Genomic DNA, 19081 nt, shown 5'->3' with positions numbered 1-19081 from the left:
AGAAAAATAAAAAGCACAAAGTATACCTGCAATAAGGTATAATGAGAGTCGAAGGAAGATAAACTGAAAGTTCTTCAACGAATGTTTTTTACATTCAGAAGATATGAAATTTTCAGATCACTCTTCGCGCCATCACAAAATTATTATACCAGTAAGTCTCTGAAAGAGAAGAGATAATAACCCCTCGAGAAGTTGAGGAATGTATGAAATAGATCCCATCATCATTCACTTCTACCACCAGGCCAACATGGTTGATGACCTTCCGGTTCTTATTGGTCTCAAAGAATAGTAGATCCCCAACGCTAACTTCCTTAAGGTACAGGCGTTTTCCTTCAAGAGACATGGCGCGGGATGTTCGTGGAAGGGAGATGCCCTCTTCCTGAAAAGAGGTGTAGATGAGTCCGGAACAATCCATTCCTTTTTTATCGGTGCCTCCAAATTTATAGCGAGTGCCTTCAAACTTTTTAGCGGTTTTAATAACCTTGTAAGCTCTGTCATTTTCAGGTTCGGCAGAGGGATTTCGGTCATATACCTGTGTGATCTTTTCCGTTCTATTTTCTTCTTTTTTTGTGGTGATCACGCGGGGCCGGGAGGAACCACATGAGGAAAGTAAAATAACCGTCAGAAAAAAAAGACCGGTCATTAAGAAAGATCTTTTTAGTTTTCTCATGATCATTGGGTAATGTTTTGGTAGATCAGCTGGGCTGTTTTTCCGCTGGCGCCGTTACCACCAAGTTTTTGTTCCAGTTCAAAATAATCTTCAAAGATCCTTTTTCTGTTTTCTTCATCAAGGATCTTATTGAGTTCAGCTTTAAGGTTTTTTGAATTGAAATCATCCTGGATGAGCTCTTTTACCACCTCCCTGTTCATGATAAGATTTACCAGGGAAATATAATCCAGATTGATGATGCGTTTTGCAATATGATAAGAGATATAACTTCCTTTATAACAAACCACTTCCGGAACTTTGAAAAGGGCGGTTTCCAGGGTAGCGGTACCCGAAGTGACCAGAGCCGCATGCGAAATGCTTAGCACATCATAGGTCTTGTTCATTATAAGGCTGATATTGGATGTCTTCATAAATCTTTCATAGAATTCTTTATCCTGACTCGGTGCACCGGCAATAACAAACTGATAATCTTTAAAATCTCCTGTAACACTCAGCATTACTTTCAGCATTTTTTCGATTTCCTGTTTTCTGCTACCAGGAAGCAGGGCTATGACCGGTCTATCGTCCAGATTGTGATTCCTTTTAAAACTTTTAATATCTATTGGAGGCCTGTTTTCAATCGCGTCCAGTAAAGGATGACCTACAAAATGAACGTGAAAATCATGCTTTTTGGTATAAAAATCCTTCTCAAAAGGCAGGATTACATACATTTGATCTACATCGCGTTTAATCTTTTTGATCCTGTTTTCTTTCCAGGCCCATATCTGGGGAGAAATATAGTAGTGAGTCTTATAACCTTCGGTTTTTGCCCATTTTGCAATGCGCATGTTGAAACCGGGGTAATCAACAAAGATGATCACATCGGGATCAAAGCTTTTGATATCTTCCTTGCAAAGTTTAATATTATTGAAAATCGTTCTGAGATTCATGATGACTTCAGAGAAGCCCATGAACGCCAGTTCTTTATAGTGTTTTACCAGCGTACCACCCTGTTCCTGCATAAGGTCTCCACCCCAGAAGCGGAAATCAGCTTCTCCATCAATTTGTTTGAGGGCCTTCATAAGGTTAGAGGCGTGAAGATCTCCTGAAGCTTCTCCGGCGATGATATAGTATTTCATCCTAAAAGAATTTATAGATTGCTACTGCTACTGCAATGCATACGGTAGCCAGTAATACCCCGCGGGCGTGATAATTCTGTTTCTTTTTTAGAAATACAAAAAAGGGGACGAAGTTTAAAATCGCTCCTAATGCAATGATCTTCCCGAGGTAGCCATTGGCTACAGCGTCTTCAAGAGTTTCGTCGATCCCGGCTTCTGAAAGTAGAGAGATATAAAGCATTACTCCCGCTATATTTGCGGCGATGCCAGTTAGAAATCCGGTAAATATATTTTGTTTAATCATTCAGAGGCCAGCTGCTTAGATCTTTAATAAAATGATGTGCCGTAAGGTCGAATTGCACGGGAACTACGGAAACATATCCTTCAGAAAGGGCTTTTTCATCGGTATCCTCTCCATCGTCTTTGTTGACGAACTTTCCGGTTAACCAGTAGTACTCCCTGCCCTGGGGATTGGTTCGTTTATCGAATTCCTCTTCCCAGTGTGCATTAGCCTGCCGACAAACTTTGATGCCTTTTATTTCAGATTCTTTCAATTTAGGAAAATTTACGTTCAGGACAACGCCTTTTGGCAGGCCATTCTTAAGCACATTTCTGGTGATGTTCTTGACATACTTTCTGATGGGTTCAAAATCGGCATTAAGAGAATAATCCAAAAGGGAGAATCCTATGGCCGGAATACCTTCGATTCCTGCCTCTACGGCAGCACTCATGGTGCCTGAATATATAACGTTTATGGAAGAATTAGAACCGTGATTGATGCCACTTACACAAAGGTCTGGCTTGCGATGCAGGATTTCCTGGGTGGCGATCTTTACACAATCGGCCGGAGTTCCTGAACAGCTGTATTCCTTATGCTTGTACGTTTCCTTTATGGTGACCTGCTCGCAGAAAAGAGTATCACTTATTGTGATAGCATGTCCCATCCCGCTTTGAGGGCTGTCCGGCGCGACAACGATCACGTCTCCGAGCTCTTTCATAACTTCTACAAGCGTCCTTATCCCCGGGGCTGTGATGCCATCATCGTTAGTGACCAGGATAAGCGGTTTAGTCTTGTTCATTCAAAAATATTTGGTTTCGCTAAAATAAGAATTTAAATAAGTATGGCTTATATTAGTGGTTTAACAAATTAATGCTGATTATGCAACTCATTGGCATAGTTTTTACTATACTTATAGTGACCAAAGGATGACGAAATTAAAACGAGTTATGAAAAGGAATTTTAAAATTTTAGCGGTAGTTCTTCTATTTGCTGCTGCTGCCTGTAGTTTTACGACCAAAAAATTTGATGACCCTAATAAAGATAAGCTTCTTATAGATCTTATTACCTATGTGCTTAACCAGGGTCATTATGAGGCGAAAGATATTAATGACAATTTTTCAGCTAATGTATACGAAGATTATCTGGAGAGCCTGGATCCCTCCAAACGCTTTCTTTATGCGGAGGATGTTGAAGAATTCAGCAGTTATAAAAACCAAATAGACGACCAGATAAAGGGTAAGAACATTGAGTTCTTCAATCTTACCTATAGCCGATTAGGTAAAAGAATGGAAGAGGCCAGGTCTCTTTATAAGGATATACTTTCCAAGCCTTTCGATTTTTCTGAAAATGAAACAATCAATACAGACTACGATAGTCTGGAGTATGCTTCGTCAAAAGAAGAAATGAGAAAAAGGTGGAAAGAACAACTTAAGTTCAACACCCTGATAACCTATTACGATCTTAAACAGGATGAAAAACAGAAGAAGGAAGAGGATCCATCCTACGAGATGAAGTCTGATGCCGAGCTTGAGGAAGAAGCCAGAGAGACTACAATGTCCAATATTGACAGGTATTATGATTTTACAGATGATCTTCAAAGGGAAGATTATTTCTCTGTATATATAAACTCCATAGTAGAAGAGTTCGATCCGCATACCTTTTATTTCGCTCCACAGGACAAAGACAGGTTTGATATAGCTATGTCTGGTAAACTTGAAGGAATTGGAGCCCGTCTCATTAAGGATAGTGACAATATTACTATTACAGAAGTTATTTCAGGTGGACCGGCCTGGAGAAGTGAAGAGATCAGTGAAGGAGATGTTATCCTTAAGGTTCAGCAGGAAGACGAAAAAGAAGCAGTGAGTATCGTGGGAATGCGTCTGGATGATGCGGTAGACCTTATCAAAGGCCCAAAAGATACCAAGGTTACCCTAACGATCCGTAAAAAGGTAATGGGTAATATAGAAGAAGTAACTCTTACTCGTGACGTCATCGAAATTGAAGAGACCTACGCGAAGACCTCCATGGTTAAAAAGGATGATAGAAAATACGGAGTAATCAATCTTCCAAAGTTCTATTTTGACATGACCGATTATGAGGAGCGTAACGCAGCCTCAGATATCAAGCAGGATATTATCCGCCTTAAGCAGGAAGGAATGGAGGGGCTGGTTTTAGACCTTAGAAATAATGGCGGTGGTTCGTTAAAAACTGTTGTAGATATCGCTGGAATGTTCATTGAAGAAGGTCCTATTGTGCAGGTAAAATCAAACGGCCAGCGTAAAGAAGTGCTTAAGGATGAAGATCCTGAGGTCCTCTGGGATGGTCCGCTGGTGATTCTTGTGAACGAGCTTTCAGCTTCGGCTTCAGAGATCCTGGCTGCAGCGATGCAGGACTATAAAAGGGCTATTATTATTGGTAGTAAGCAAACTTATGGTAAGGGAACAGTTCAGAATGTGATTGACCTGAACAGATGGTTGAGAAATAATGATATGGGCGATATGGGAGCTCTTAAGATAACCACTCAGAAATTCTATCGTGTTAACGGAGGATCTACTCAGCTTGAAGGAGTGAAGAGTGATGTGGTGGTGCCAGATCGTTACAGTTTTGTGGATATTGGTGAAAAAGATCAGGAAAATCCATTACCATGGGATAAGATAGATGCAGCTGATTATGAGATATGGAATGGCTATGTGGGCTATGATGAAGCAATTGAAGCCAGTAAAAAGCGAATGAGCGAAAATGAGCAATTGAAGCTTATTGAAGAGAATGCGAAGTGGGTGAAAACTCAAAGTGAAGACTCCAGTTATCCTCTAAGCTACGAAGCATATGCCGAAGAAGCTCAGCAGGAAAAACAGAGGGCTAAGGAGTTTGATGCTATAAAAGATTATAAGACTGACCTTACCTATAAATCACTTCCTTATGAAGAAGAATTATTTGCTACAGATACTATTCTTAAAGAAAAGAGGGAAAGATGGCACGAGAGTCTTAGTAAGGATGTTTATATAGAAGAGGCCATTAATCTGCTTTCAGATATGAAAATGAATAACATCACTCGCAGTAAACTTGCTGATATTGATCGAAAAGGCAAAGTGAAAAACTAATATATTTTAATCATTCAAAACCCGGAATTAAGCTTCCGGGTTTTTTTATGTTTTATTTAGATGAAAAGGAAATATATCTATCCAGTAATTATTTTACTAGTGGCGGCAATCCTGCTGATGGTTGATAAATGCGCTCAATATGATAATCTATCTGAGTCAAGTTTGATAAAGATAAATAGTAGAATGGTGAATCCCCATAATCCGGATCCGCCATAACTAAAGAAAGGCAAAGGAATACCTACGGTAGGGAAGATGCCTATTACCATCCCGATATTTACGAGAAAGTGTAAAAAAAGAATCCCTATCACCGAATAACCGTAGATTCTGGTAAACTGATTTCGTTGTCTTTCAGCCAGCTGAAGCAGCCTTATAAGCAGAAGTACAAATAGAAGTACTACCAGCGCGCTTCCCAAGAATCCCCATTCTTCCCCTACGGTACTAAAAATGTAGTCAGTATGCTGTTCAGGCACAAAATGGCCTTTTGTCTGGGTGCCTTCGGTCCACCCTTTTCCCAGCCAGCCACCGCTGCCTATGGCTATCTCACTCTGGTTGGTATTATAGCCGATTCCGCGGGAATCCACTTCCTTTCCTAAAACAATATTAAAGCGGTCGCGGTGCCGCTGCTCAAATACATTTTCGAAAATATAGTTTACCGAAAAACTAAGGCTAATTGAAATAATGGCGAAAAGTGTGATCAGGATCCTGCCAGGACGTTGTTTTCTCTTTCTGAAGAATAAAAGAAGGCCTATGAATAGCACTGCCGCGCTCACCCACATAGGGCCCACCAGGAGGGTAAGAATAAAGACGGCGACCGCAGATAATCCGGTAACAAGGTAAAAGCCCGATAATCCTTCCCGGTAAAGCGGGAAGAAAAAAGCTGCATAGACCAGGGCGCTTCCGGGATCCGGTTGTGGAATTATAAGAAGTGCCGGGATTGCTATTATTATAAATGCTTTTACCTGGTGGCTGAGTTTTCTGATGTTGGTTTGTATATCGCTTAGATATTTGGCCAGCGCAAGGGCTGTTGCAAACTTGGCAAATTCAGAGGGTTGAATACCAAAACTTCCGAAAGAATACCAGGAGGTGGCCCCAGAAATTGTTTTTCCAAAGACAAATAGTCCTGCCAGGGATAATAGTGAGATCAGATAAATAATACTGGAAAACCTCTGGTAGAACTTAGCTTCCACCGAGAGGACGATAATGATAAGGAAAATACTCAGAATGATGAAAAGCGCCTGTTTCCCATAAGGCTGACTCAGGTCAAAAAAGGAGCCTGTGCTGGTTCCCAGGGAGGCAGAGTATATATTGGCCCAGCCAAAACAGATTAAAATTAAATAAATAAAAATGCTTATCCAGTCAAATCCTGCGCTGTTCCTGCTCATTTACTGGTTAATTTTGAAAGGTTCGCCACTAAGCGGTTTTGCATATTCCTCTTTCAGGCTGTGGCTTAAAATCCATTCTTCCATATCGGTCCTTGTGATAGTGCCTTTCAGATATTTTTCGATCATAAGGCTTGCCATACGCCCTGCATATCTACTTCCCCAATATCCGTTTTCTACAAATACAGCAATCGCTATTTTTGGATTATCCACCGGTGCAAAAGCAACAAAGATGGAATGGTCTGTCAATTGCACTCTTTTTCCGTCAATTTTGGTAAAATTTTCGGCAGTTCCCGTCTTTCCGGCGATTTCAATTCCAGGAATCCTTAGGGTAGAAGCCGTTCCGCTTTTGTAAACTTCATGCATGCCTTCTACTACCGGTTCATAATGTCTTTCCTCAATCGTAGTGAAATTCTTTTTTGTGAAATTTTCATCTTTGATCGGCTTACCTTCTACTTCTTTAAGGATATGAGGGGTGTAATACCATCCTTTATTTCCAATAATGGCGGCCATATTAGCAAGCTGCATGGGAGTCATTAATACTTCCCCCTGACCTATGGCATTGGAAATGGTGGCGGTGGCGTACCATTTATAGGTAGGGTAGTTATAGATCTGGTTATAATATTCGGATGTAGGAATCTTACCAGGTCTTCCTGTGGTTAGGTCCGAACCTAAATAATCGCCCAGACCGAAACTGGCCAGGTGATCGTGCCAGGCATCCATTCCCTGTTGCGGACTTGGGTACTTCTCTATAATACGGCGATAAACATTGGCAAAGTAAGCATTGCAGGAATTAGCAATCCCCGGGATCATATCCAGGGGGCTTCTATGGGCATGACAGCCAAGTTTTCTTCCTCTTCCATAGACATAACCATGATTGCACGAGAATTTATCGTCAGTGTCCACCACTCCTTCCTGCAGGCCTATCAGGGCATTCAGGGTCTTGAAAGGGGAGCCGGGCGGATATTCGGCGAGGAGTCCGCGGTCATATAGCGGTTTAGCAATGGTGTCATAATATAATTCGGTGAAATTGGGAGATCGTTTACGCCCAACAAGTTTTGCAGGATCATAAGTGGGTGCGGTTATCAGTGCCAGGATCTCTCCACTTTCTGGTTCAAGAGCAACAATACCACCTCTTTTGTTTTCCATTAATTTGGTACCGTAAGCCTGAAGTTCAGCATCTATGGTAAGACTAATGTCCTTGCCTTTTTCGGGAAGCGTATCATAGATTCCCTCTTTATAGGGGCCAATGTCACGGTTAAAGCGGTCCTTTTGAATGTATTTTACGCCCTTTACCCCGCGGAGCAGGTCTTCATAATAAGCTTCAACCCCGGCCCGGCCAATAAGGTCTCCGGAAAGGTAGTAAGGATCGTTATTTATTTTACTTTGATTTACTTCAGCTATATACCCCAGAACATTTGCGCTATGATCTACCTGATAGTCCCTTAGAGATCTCTTCTGAATATAAAAACCTTCATATTTCCTCATTTTTTCCTGAAGGATGGCATATTCGCTTTTGGTAAGCTGAGGAATCACTACAGATGGTAACATAGGTGAGTAGATGCGGGCCTTATCCAGTTTTTTTTCCAGGTCTTCCCGTTCGATGCTTAGGATGTTACAGAATTCGGTAGTGTCAAATGGCTTTAGGTTCCTGGGGATTACCATTACATCATAAGAGGGCTGGTTAGAAACCATCAGTTCACCGTTACGGTCGTAAATATATCCGCGCTGAGGATAATCGTAAATTACTTTAATAGCATTATCCCTGGACCTTATTGCAAGCGAGGTGTCTACTACCTGTAGATAGAACAGCCTGCCGATAAAAATCAGTCCTGTGGTTAATATAGTTATGTAAAGTAATACTTTTCTCATCTGTATTTCCTGCTGAAAAGTGTGAGACTAAGAAGGATTAGGATCACAGTGAATATACTTGAAAATAATGTCTTTTTCAGTATGATCAGTATATGAGTTAAGCTAAACATTTCCAAGGAAAATAATACGAAATGATGTATTAATACCATTAAAAAAACATAGCTCAGTTTTGCTCCAAATGGTGTTGCTGAAAGTCTTATGTTCTGGTGATCATAACTTATTCCAAAGGAGAACCTGAGTAAATTTGGCCGCACAAATGCGGCAACCAGACATGCCGCTGCATTTATCCCTCCACTATCCTCAAAAATATCAATACTTATACCAAGGAGGAAAGACAGAAGTAAAAACAGGCTTTGATTTCCGGTAAAAGGATATAACAGGATAAACAATACATAAAGATATGGATTGACGTATCCGGCAAAGTTGATGTTGTTCAATACCAGCACCTGTAGTAATACCAGTAAAATAAACCTTAGTGTATTTGATATCAGGCTACTGTTCACTTTTTTCCAGGGCTTTGATTTCTTTCTTATTTACGTTCTCTATCACATAGACATAGCCAATATTGGTCATGTCATTGAATAACTGGATGTTGATAGTGTAATAGCTCTGGGTCTGATCCAGGCTAAAATCGGTTATACTTCCAATAGGTAATCCCTTCGGAAAGATCAACGATCTGCCTCCGGTGATTATTGTATCTCCTTTTTGAAGAGGTGCTTGCCTGGGAACATCAATTAACTGTACAATATTAGGATTGTCCCCATTCCATACCAGACTTCCAAAATGGTTAGTGTTCTTTAACTGAGCATTGATCCTTGAATTACTGTTCAGGATTGAAATGACCCTGGAATAATTTTCATTTACCCTGTCTACGATCCCAACGATTCCCTGGCTCGTAATTACACCATATTCGGCCTGTATCCCGGATTTTTCTCCACGGTTTAGTGTAAGATAATTATTGGGTTTAGAGAAGTTATTGTTTATCACACGTGCCGTTCTGAATAGATAATCACCTTCAAAAGAGGTGCTGTCAAGCTGTTTTTCTACTGAAATACTGTCATTGATATTAGAGATGATATTCCGAAGTTTATTGTTCTCTTCCAGAAGTCTCTCGTTATATTCGTCAAGATGTAAATAGGTGTTGATGCTGTTGGACCAGGAGTAGATACCTCCTGTGACGAAATTAGCAGAACTTATAAACCTGCTTTTGTGAAAGGCATGATTCTGAATGGTAAGAAAGATGGATATCGCAAGCAGAAATAAGAATAGAATGGAATTCTTATTCTTTATAAGAAAATTGAAAATCTGCTGCATAAACTAAAACTTCTCCTACTTGATCAAAATCCCTTTATATCTGTTCAAACTTTTTAAGGTTATACCTGTACCGCGTACTACTGCACGTAATGGATCTTCTGCAATATAAACGGGCAGATCGGTCTTTTGTGATAAACGTTTGTCCAGGCCTCTTAACATTGAACCACCCCCAGCTAGATAGATACCGGTATTGTAGATATCGGCAGCAAGTTCCGGCGGAGTTTGAGAAAGGGTTTCCATTACGGCATCCTCAATTCTCAGGATAGATTTATCAAGCGCCTTAGCGATTTCACGGTAAGAGATATTTACCTGTTTAGGTTTACCTGTTAACAGGTCTCTACCCTGTACACTCATCTCTTCTGGCGGAACTTCAAGATCTTCGGTTGCCGCACCTATCTGGATCTTTATTTTTTCCGCAGTTCTTTCCCCCACATAGAGATTATGCTGGGTACGCATATAATAAACTATATCATTCGTGAAAACGTCTCCGGCAATCTTAATCGATTTGTCGCAAACAATACCACCCAGTGCAATTACCGCAATTTCAGTAGTACCGCCCCCTATATCCACGATCATATTTCCTTTTGGTTGCATGATGTCTACCCCAATACCAATTGCAGCGGCCATGGGTTCATGGATAAGATAAACCTCTTTACCATTCACTCTTTCCGCACTTTCTTTAACGGCCCTCATCTCCACTTCGGTAATTCCCGAAGGGATACAGATAACCATTCTTAAAGCTGGAGTAAAGAGTTTCTTTTTAAGAGCGGGAATTTCTTTGATGAACATGGTGAGCATCTTCTCGCTGGCATCAAAATCGGCTATTACACCATCCTTCAGAGGGCGGATAGTTTTGATATTCTCATGAGTTTTTCCCTGCATCATAGCCGCTTCTTTGCCAACGGCGGTGATCTTGCCGGAAGTCCTGTCGCGGGCTACTATTGAAGGGCTGTCTACAACAACTTTATCGTTATGAATTATCAGGGTGTTGGCTGTACCTAAGTCTATCGCAATTTCTTCAATGAGAAAGTCAAAAAATCCCATAGTGTAGTATAAGTATTGAGGTTTGGGTAAATGTACTAAAATTAATGTTTAAAATGGCGTGTTCCTGTCATCACCATTGCGATATTATTTTCGTTGCAATAATCGATACTTAACTGATCTTTTATTGATCCACCGGGTTGAATTACAGCAGTAATGCCTGCATTTCCTGCAATTTCCACACAGTCAGGAAACGGGAAAAATGCATCGCTGGCCATCACTGCGCCCTTAAGATCAAAATTGAAGGAATGTGCCTTCTCTATACTTTGCTTTAGAGCATCAACCCTTGACGTCTGCCCTGTTCCGCTGGCACAAAGTTGTTTGTTCTTGGCTAAAACGATAGTGTTGGATTTAGTGTGTTTGCAGATCTTGGAAGCAAATATCATGTCAGATAACTCATCATCTGAAGCTTTATTGCTGGTCGCCAGTTTAAGATCTTCCATCGCATCTGTTTTAAGATCTTTATCCTGAACCAAAACTCCATTGAGACAGGTTCTTACCTGGTCGCCTGGAAGTTCAACATCTTTTTGAACTAAAAGGATTCTATTCTTCTTTCCTTTTAGAATTTCAAGTGCTTCTTCTGAAAATGACGGAGCGATCACCACTTCACAGAAAAGTTTGTGGATTTCTTCAGCAGTTTTGGCGTCAATTTCCACATTGCTGATCAAAATCCCGCCAAAAGCTGAAACCGGGTCACCAGCCAGGGCATCTACATAGGCTTGATGGATGGTATCGCGCTGGGCAAGTCCGCAGGCATTATTGTGCTTCAAAATAGCAAATGTTGGAGCTTCTCCCCTGAATTCGTTCATCAGGTTTACAGCCGCATCAACATCCAGGAGGTTGTTATAAGAAAGTTCCTTTCCATGAAGCTTGTTGAACATCGCTTCAAAATCTCCATAAAAAGTACCTTTTTGGTGAGGGTTTTCCCCGTACCTAAGCTCTTTCCCTTTTAGCTCACTTTGCTTGAACGAATTTACTTCGCCTTCCTTATTGAAATAATTGAAGATAGCCGAATCGTAGTGTGAAGAAATATTGAATGCCTTGGTTGCGAATCGCTTTCTATCTGCAAGGCTAGTTCCTCCGTTTTTTTCGTTCAGTAAATTCAAAAATTCTTCATAATCGTCAACCGAAGAAACACAGGTAACATCTTTGAAGTTCTTTGCAGCTGCGCGGATAAGTGAAATTCCTCCAATATCGATCTTTTCGATGATATCCTGCTCGGCAGCACCGGATGCCACTGTTTTTTTAAAAGGATAAAGGTCCACAATCACAATGTCTATCTGCGGAATTTCATATTGTTCCAGTTCTTTTACATCACCCTGATTTTCCTGACGATTAAGAATTCCTCCGAAGACTTTCGGGTGAAGCGTCTTTACCCTTCCACCTAAAATCGATGGATAGGAAGTGACATCTTCAACTGGAATAACCTCGATCCCGAGGTCTTTGATAAATTTTTCGGTGCCTCCTGTAGAATAGATGGTTACACCAAGTTGGTCAAGCTTTTTTACTATCGGCTCAAGCCCGTCTTTACTAAAAACTGAAATTAAAGCAGATTTTGCTTGTTTTAATTCGCTCATTGTGTTGTGTTTGTTAAAGCTGCAAAAGTAATTATTTAAGCTAAATCTATAAAGATGTAAAAGGTGAATTATCAGTAAAATTTATGAGACAATTTGGTGGAGGCACTTTTTAATAAATTTCTAACTTGCAATGAAATAAAGTAGATCATGAAATTAAAAGTAATTGTACTAATCGTTACTATTGTTTTAACTGTACCTGGCTGCAACCCTGAAGAGTTAAAACCAGAAGATATAATTTCGAAATCCATTGCATACCATGATCCTTCAAATCAATGGCAAAGCTTTAATGATACTTTAAATATTGAGTTAGTTGCACCAGACGCACCAATTAGATTTAGTACCGTGGTTATAGATCGGCCAGGGGATTATTTCTCATTAGAAGCTATCAGGGATACACTTACAAAGACTTTTATAATAGATAAAAAAGAATGTATTTTAAAATTGAACGGGAGTAAGGAAATTTCTTCTGAGGAGGCCAAAAAACACGATTTGAACTGTGATAGGGCTTATTTATATAAAGACTACTACGAATATCTGTATGGCTTGCCGATGAAACTTCTGGATCCGGGAACCAATTTAAAAAGTATGGAAAAAGTAACATTTATGGATAAGAAATATTTAAAAGTAAAAGTTACTTATGATAAGGAGGTGGGAAGTGATATCTGGAACTTTTATTTTAATCCGGAGACATATGCGCTGGAAGTATACCAATTCTTTAAAACCGATAAAACCTCAGGTGAAATAATACCCGATAGCGGAGAATACATTCTTCTGGATGGTCTCGAAGAAGTTGGAGGAATAAAAATGCCTAAAAGCAGAAAATGGTTTTATAATTCAAATGATAAATTGCTGGGCACAGATATCCTCAAATAAAATTCTTTATAAATTTATAATCCTGCTGAGGAATTACTGGAAAAATTGTAACACTTTGAAGGTGTAGGCGTCCTATTCTTGAATTTCATAACCAGCAGGGCAATATTATGCTAATCTATTTACGTGTACTTAAGGAAAGTTTCAATTTTGCGATAAGTGCTCTTAGGAACAACCGGCTAAGAACATTTCTTTCCCTGCTTGGCGTTACCATTGGTATATTTTCGATCATTGCGGTTCTGGCCGCTGTAGATTCCCTTAAAAAGGATATTACCGGCAGTCTGAGTGCCTTGGATAACAGTACGGTGGTGGTGATGAGGTTCAATTTTGGACCTTCAGATGTTCCGCGATGGAAGAGAGAACAGTTCCCTGATGTTACTTATGAAGAGTATCAGAATTTGAAGAAAAACCTCCCGGATATAGAGGCGATCAGTTTTGCCCTTGGTGTTCCCGGTGGTGCTTCCCTGAAATATCGCGACGTTACCAGTACGGGAGTGGATGTTGGAGCTGTCACTCACGAATATTACGATATTGAAGCTTTTGAATTTGAAAAGGGGAGGTTCTTTAATGAACCCGAAGCTGTAGCCGGGGCAGGAGTGATCGTGCTGGGACATGAGATCGCCACCAATCTTTTTGGAGAGATGGATCCCATAGGTAAGGAAATCCGGATTTTTGGACGCAGGGCCACGGTGATAGGTGTGCTTGAAAAACAGGGACAGTCCTTATTTGGTGGTTCAAGGGATAGTCAGGTATTTGTACCCGCTAATTTTGCGCGTAGGGTGTATGGAACTACAAAAGGTACCGTCTTTCCGCAGATCGTCCTAAAACCTGAAGACGGGGTGGACAATGATGAATTCATCGCTATGCTGGAGCAGCAGTTAAGGAGTATGAGAGCGATCAAACCAGGAGAGATCAATACTTTCTTCATTAATCAATTACAGGGCTTCGCTGATTTTATAGATAATATCACCGGTCAGCTTAATATTATTGGAATCGTGATCAGCGGATTTTCTTTGCTGGTAGGTGGTTTTGGAATCGCGAATATCATGTTCGTGAGTGTGAAAGAGCGTACCAGTCTTATTGGAATTCAGAAATCCCTTGGAGCAAAAAATAAATTCATTCTTTCCCAGTTCCTGTTTGAAGCGATTATACTTTCAGTAATTGGCGGAATGGTTGGACTGTTTGTCGTCTGGCTTGTATCAATCATAGCCTCCCAGTTCACCGGCGATTTTGAGTTTGTACTCTCTCCATTTAATATCCTGATAGGTACCCTTGTTTCAGCGGTTATAGGTCTTATCTCCGGAATTATCCCGGCTATTTCAGCTTCTAAGCTGGACCCTGTGGAAGCGATTCGAACAGGAATGTAATTCCTAAACTCCCATTCATTTTTAACATTCAATTTCTGAAAATTAACTACCGATTTTATAAATTTGGAAAAAATCCTATAAAATGGAAATAATCCAAAATGAACAATAAAACTAAGTCAATATTACATCTCGATTTAGATGCATTTTTTGTTTCTGTGGAACGTCTGAAAGATTCCCGCTTGAAAGACCGGCCTCTTATTGTAGGTGGTCTCGGCGATCGTGGAGTGGTGGCCGCATGTAGTTATGAGACCCGGAAATTTGGCGTGCACTCGGGTATGGCTATGAAAGTGGCTAAAAGACTATGCCCGCATGCGACCTATATTAGGGGAGATGCATCCATTTATATACGGCATTCTGAAGTGGTGACTGATATTATTAAAAGTCAGGTGCCCACATTTGAAAAAGCGAGTGTCGATGAGTTTTATGCCGACCTTACCGGCATGGATCGTTTTTTTGGGGTAAAGAAATTCGCCCATGAACTGCGCGAGACCATCATCAGGGAAAGCGGACTCCCTATTTCTTTCGGCCTTTCGAGAAATAAGATAGTCTCCAAGATCGCTACCGGGGAAGCCAAGCCCAATGCTGAAAAATATATTGAAGCAGGGGAAGAAAAGGGCTTTCTGGCTCCACTGGAAGTCAATAAGATTCCCATGATCGGGAGCAAGACCTTTCAGGCCTTGCTGAATCTTGGTGTGCGAAAGATAAAGACCATCCAGGAAATGCCTGTGGAAATGCTGGAAAGCGTACTTGGGAAGAATGGCCGGGTGATCTGGAAACGTGCCCATGGTATAGATGATCCGCCAATTGTTCCATTTCATGAACGAAAATCCATTTCTACTGAACGCACCTTTAACCGGGATACCATAGACATGGTGAGACTACATGCAACCTTGGTCGCCATGGCCGAAAGTCTGGCCTATCAACTTCGAAAAGGCAACAAGCTGGCCTCTGTGGTTACAGTGAAGATCAGGTATTCCGATTTTCAAACGCAAAGCAAACAGGCGAAAATTCCCTATACCAGTGCCGATCATATCCTTATTCCCAAGGTGGAAGAGCTGTTCGATAAACTTTATACGAGACGCCTGTTGATCCGGCTTATTGGAGTGCGTTTCAGCGGGCTGGTGGCTGGTCACTACCAGATAAATCTTTTTGAAGATTCAGAAGAGATACTCAGCCTGTATAATTCACTGGATAAGATCAGGCAGCGGTTTGGAGAGCATAGTGTAAAAAGGGCTGTGGGAATGGAAGTAAAGACCATCGGCCGGATGGGAAATCCCTTTAACGGCCAGCCGCCAATTGTGCTGGCGCATCGTAAACAATGATCTATTTGAATTGTCATACCTGGTATTCGCTTAGGTACGGAACCTTTTCCGTAGAGCGACTCTGCGATCTGGCTGAAAAGAATAAGGTAGAATATCTGGTGCTAACAGATATCAATAATACTTCGGCTTGTCTTAGCTTTCTTAAGATGGCGAACGAAAGGGATTTTCAAGCTTTGGTTGGTGTCGATTTTAGAAATGGAGTAGATCAGCAATATGTAGGAATTGCCAGGAATAATAAAGGTTTCAGGCAGTTGAATGAGCATCTTTCAAAACATATACATGTTCAAAAGGAATTTGAATTCGATGCTCCGTCTTTGCCTGATTGCCTGATTATTTATCCTTATGAAAAGATAGCAGAGAGGGACAAAACAGATTTTGGAAACAATGAATTCATAGGGGTTTCCATAGAGAACCTGCGAAAGCTTAAATTTTCAAAATATAAAAGCAATCGGGAAAAGCTGGTGTTGTTTCAAACGGTGAGTTTTGAAAATAAAAGGGATTATAACGCACATCGCTTATTAAGAGCAATAGATAACAACGAGCTTTTAAGTAAACTTCCGGTAACCGAACAGGCATCATTTTCACATCGGTTTGTTCCTTCAAAAACCATTCTGGCAGAGTTTGAGGATTTTCCCCATATCCTGGAGAATACGAAGAATTTAATCTCTGGGTGCCAGGTGGAATTCAGTTTTAACAGGGGACAGAACCGGAATTTAAAGGTGTATGGGAATAGTGAAGAGGAAGATATTGGGCGGCTACGGGAATTATGCGACCGGAATTTATATAAAAGATATCCGGAGACAGACGGAAAGGTTAGAGACAGATTGGAGAGGGAGCTTGCTTCGATCATCAAACTGAAATTTGTCTCTTATTTTCTTATCAATCATGATATTGTTAGTTATGCCCGTTTAAAGAATTACCCTTTCGTGGGCAGGGGAAGCGGGGCGAATTCCATAGTCGCCTATATCATTGGGATCACCAATGTAGACCCGATAGAGCTGGATCTGTATTTTGAACGCTTTATCAATGAAAGCAGGGCTTCTCCGCCCGATTTTGATATCGATTTTTCATGGAGGGACAGAGAAGATATAACACGCTACATTTTTGAAAGATATCAGAACACAGCCCTTATGGGAACTTATGTAACCTTTAAAAGAAAGGCCGTGGCCCGGGAGCTGGGAAAGGTCTTTGGACTTCCCAGGGAGAATATAGACAAGCTTTCAGATGGTTTTTTTGATTACCGGGAACTGGACCATCTCGAAAAACTGGTGTTGAGGTATAGCCGTTTGATCGAAGGTTTTCCCAATTATCTGAGTGTTCATTCGGGTGGAATTCTGATCCTGCAGGAGCCAGTATATAATTATTGTGCGACATTTTTACCGCCTAAAGGTTTTGAAACGGTGCAGATAGATATGAATATCAGCGAAGATGTGGGAATCCATAAGTTCGATATTTTGGCTCAGCGCGGACTTTCAAAGATCACCGATGCCATAGAGATTATTAAAAAGAATCAGCCAGAAGCAGAACTGAAAGATATTGAGAATTATAAGGCTTTTACACGGGATCCTAATATCAATGAATTATTGAAAGAGGGAGATTGTATGGGGGTTTTCTATGTGGAATCTCCTGCTATGCGTGGTTTACTCACAAAACTGAAGACAGATAATTATATGAACCTGGTGGCGGCCAGTTCGGTTATCAGGCCGGGAGTATCCAGCGCGGGAATGAAGGAAGAATTTATCAAACGCCACCGTGACCCTGAAAGACGAAAACAGGCGCATCCTGTGATGTTGGAGATCATGGACGAAACTTACGGAGTGATGGTCTACCAGGAAGATGTGATGAAGGTAGCTCATAAGTTTGCCGGGCTCAGTTTTGAGGATGCAGATGTATTACGACGGGGGATGAGTGGCAAGAAAGTGGCGAAGGCCGATCTTGAACGAGTGGAACAGACTTATTACGATAAGTGCCTGGAAAAAGGTTACTCCTTAGAACTTACCCGGGAAGTCTGGGAACAGATATCTTCTTTTGCCGGCTATGCTTTTCCAAAAGGGCATTCAGCTTCATACGCTGTAGAAAGCTACCAGAGTCTTTACCTGAAACGTTATTTTCCGCTGGAATTTATGGTGGCTGCATTGAACAATGGTGGTGGTTTTTATAATATCCAAACCTATATTCAGGAAATAAGAAGATGGGGAGGGAGGATACATGCTCCCTGTATCAATAAAAGTGATCATCCTAATGTTATTTATGGCAGGGATGTATACCTGGGCTTCGGTTATATCAAGGACCTTGAAAATAAGGTTATACAGCAGATCCTTGAAAACCGGCAGTTTTTTGGGGAGTTTAAGAATTTTGAAGAATTTCTGGACCGGATTTCAATCTCTATAGAGCAACTCACTATTCTTTTAAAGATAAATGCTTTCAGGTTTACGGGATTTGATAAGTATCACCTGCTTTGGAAAGCCCATTTTAAAGTAAGTAAAACCAAATCCCGGATAAATCAGCCTTTATTGTTCAAACCTCAATACCGGCATTTTGACCTTCCTCAATTTGAGATCTCCCGTCTGGTGGAGGCTTATGACCAGATTGAACTTTTGGGATTTCCGCTTTGCAGTCAGTTTCAACTATTAAAATATCCAATGAAAAAGTGTGTAAGGGCAAAAGACCTGAAAGCATACCTGGGAAAAGAGATCGAAATTTATGGGAATCTTATCACTTCGCGCACCACGGGAACAGTAAATAATAAGATCATGCGTTTTGGAACTTTTTACGATAAGGAAGGAGATGTTTTTGATACCGTGCAGTTCCCGGATACTTCAGAAAAATATCCTGTTAGAAGCAAAGGAATCTATTTATGCAGGGGTATGGTTTCCTGCAGTTTCGATTATGTTTCGATCACAATCAGTAGTATTGTGAGGCAGGAAACCGCTCAGGATCCCAGACTGGCAGATAATTCTTTTAAGATGAAAATAGCCTGATGGTCCTGGTTTTTTAAAGGCTGAAAATATCGATAAAATTAAAGACCTCGTTAAAATCTTTCTTCTCTCCTACATATGTTTCCTTAATTTATTTTAAAAAATTTTAAAGTTCGTTAAATGATTAATATTCAGTATTTAGCTTCGTTATATTTGATTCAAATTGAGAATGAGATGGGAAGTGAAATTGAAAAAGAATATGTGGACTCTGTT

15 protein-coding genes are annotated in these 19081 nt (G+C 40.7%); 5 read left to right on the top strand and 10 right to left on the bottom strand.

Translation table 11 applies throughout. The features are described from left to right. Positions 1 to 112: 112 nt before the first annotated feature. Genes LU635_RS09380 through surE form a run of 4 tightly spaced genes read right to left on the bottom strand, consistent with a single transcriptional unit; the run spans position 113 to position 2846 of the window. The gene (locus LU635_RS09380) at positions 113 to 670 is read right to left on the bottom strand and encodes a C40 family peptidase (RefSeq protein ID WP_240098480.1); all 558 of its coding nucleotides are present in this window, start codon (positions 668 to 670) and stop codon (positions 113 to 115) included. Between the two features lie 2 nt (positions 671 to 672). Continuing rightward, entirely contained in the window at positions 673 to 1788 is a 1116-nt protein-coding gene (gene lpxB / locus LU635_RS09375; RefSeq protein WP_240098477.1) for a lipid-A-disaccharide synthase, read from the bottom strand. Between the two features lies 1 nt (position 1789). Beyond that, a complete protein-coding gene (locus LU635_RS09370; RefSeq protein ID WP_240098475.1) occupies positions 1790 to 2071 on the bottom strand; it encodes a hypothetical protein in 282 nt (93 codons plus the stop codon). After that, a complete protein-coding gene (gene surE / locus LU635_RS09365) occupies positions 2064 to 2846 on the bottom strand; it encodes a 5'/3'-nucleotidase SurE (RefSeq protein WP_240098473.1) in 783 nt (260 codons plus the stop codon). Before surE ends, LU635_RS09370 begins: the two co-directional genes overlap by 8 nt. Before the next feature lie 148 nt (positions 2847 to 2994). Here surE and LU635_RS09360 point away from each other — a divergent pair, with 148 nt between their 5' ends. Beyond that, positions 2995 to 5148 carry a carboxy terminal-processing peptidase gene (locus tag LU635_RS09360; RefSeq protein WP_240098471.1) on the top strand — a complete coding sequence of 718 codons (2154 nt, stop codon included), beginning with the start codon at positions 2995 to 2997 and terminating at the stop codon, positions 5146 to 5148. A gap of 134 nt (positions 5149 to 5282) precedes the next feature. On the opposite strand, the gene rodA is transcribed toward LU635_RS09360, so the two are convergent. The 6 genes from rodA to purH are packed head-to-tail and all read right to left on the bottom strand — an operon-like array spanning position 5283 to position 12331. Further along, entirely contained in the window at positions 5283 to 6530 is a 1248-nt protein-coding gene (rodA, locus tag LU635_RS09355) for a rod shape-determining protein RodA (protein ID WP_240098470.1), read from the bottom strand. Further along, the gene (mrdA, locus tag LU635_RS09350) at positions 6531 to 8399 is read right to left on the bottom strand and encodes a penicillin-binding protein 2 (protein ID WP_240098469.1); all 1869 of its coding nucleotides are present in this window, start codon (positions 8397 to 8399) and stop codon (positions 6531 to 6533) included. It lies immediately after the preceding gene. Then, entirely contained in the window at positions 8396 to 8902 is a 507-nt protein-coding gene (locus tag LU635_RS09345; protein WP_240098468.1) for a rod shape-determining protein MreD, read from the bottom strand. The genes mrdA and LU635_RS09345 overlap by 4 nt, the downstream gene beginning before the upstream one ends. Further along, on the bottom strand, positions 8892 to 9713 hold the full coding sequence (gene mreC, locus LU635_RS09340) for a rod shape-determining protein MreC (protein WP_240098467.1): 822 nt from the start codon (positions 9711 to 9713) through the stop codon (positions 8892 to 8894). Before mreC ends, LU635_RS09345 begins: the two co-directional genes overlap by 11 nt. Positions 9714 to 9728: 15 nt before the next feature. Next, positions 9729 to 10757, bottom strand: a complete 1029-nt coding sequence (locus LU635_RS09335) for a rod shape-determining protein (protein WP_240098466.1) — start codon at positions 10755 to 10757, stop codon at positions 9729 to 9731. Positions 10758 to 10798: 41 nt separating this feature from the next. Further along, entirely contained in the window at positions 10799 to 12331 is a 1533-nt protein-coding gene (gene purH / locus LU635_RS09330) for a bifunctional phosphoribosylaminoimidazolecarboxamide formyltransferase/IMP cyclohydrolase (protein WP_240098465.1), read from the bottom strand. Between the two features lie 147 nt (positions 12332 to 12478). Here purH and LU635_RS09325 point away from each other — a divergent pair, with 147 nt between their 5' ends. The 4 genes from LU635_RS09325 to LU635_RS09310 all read left to right on the top strand — a co-directional run bounded on the left by LU635_RS09325 (position 12479) and on the right by LU635_RS09310 (position 18871). Beyond that, on the top strand, positions 12479 to 13204 hold the full coding sequence (locus tag LU635_RS09325; RefSeq protein ID WP_240098464.1) for a DUF6503 family protein: 726 nt from the start codon (positions 12479 to 12481) through the stop codon (positions 13202 to 13204). A 107-nt stretch (positions 13205 to 13311) separates the two neighbouring features. Next, positions 13312 to 14568 carry an ABC transporter permease gene (locus LU635_RS09320; RefSeq protein WP_240098462.1) on the top strand — a complete coding sequence of 419 codons (1257 nt, stop codon included), beginning with the start codon at positions 13312 to 13314 and terminating at the stop codon, positions 14566 to 14568. Positions 14569 to 14666: 98 nt separating this feature from the next. Beyond that, entirely contained in the window at positions 14667 to 15890 is a 1224-nt protein-coding gene (dinB, locus tag LU635_RS09315; RefSeq protein ID WP_240098460.1) for a DNA polymerase IV, read from the top strand. After that, entirely contained in the window at positions 15887 to 18871 is a 2985-nt protein-coding gene (locus LU635_RS09310) for a DNA polymerase III subunit alpha (protein ID WP_240098458.1), read from the top strand. Before dinB ends, LU635_RS09310 begins: the two co-directional genes overlap by 4 nt. Positions 18872 to 19081: the final 210 nt, after the last annotated feature.

The sequence above is a fragment of the Christiangramia crocea genome (assembly GCF_022410465.1).
Taxonomy (GTDB): Bacteria; Bacteroidota; Bacteroidia; order Flavobacteriales; family Flavobacteriaceae; genus Christiangramia; species Christiangramia crocea.
The sequence above is the reverse complement of the archived record's forward strand: the minus strand, read 5'-3'. Positions and strand labels throughout refer to the sequence as shown.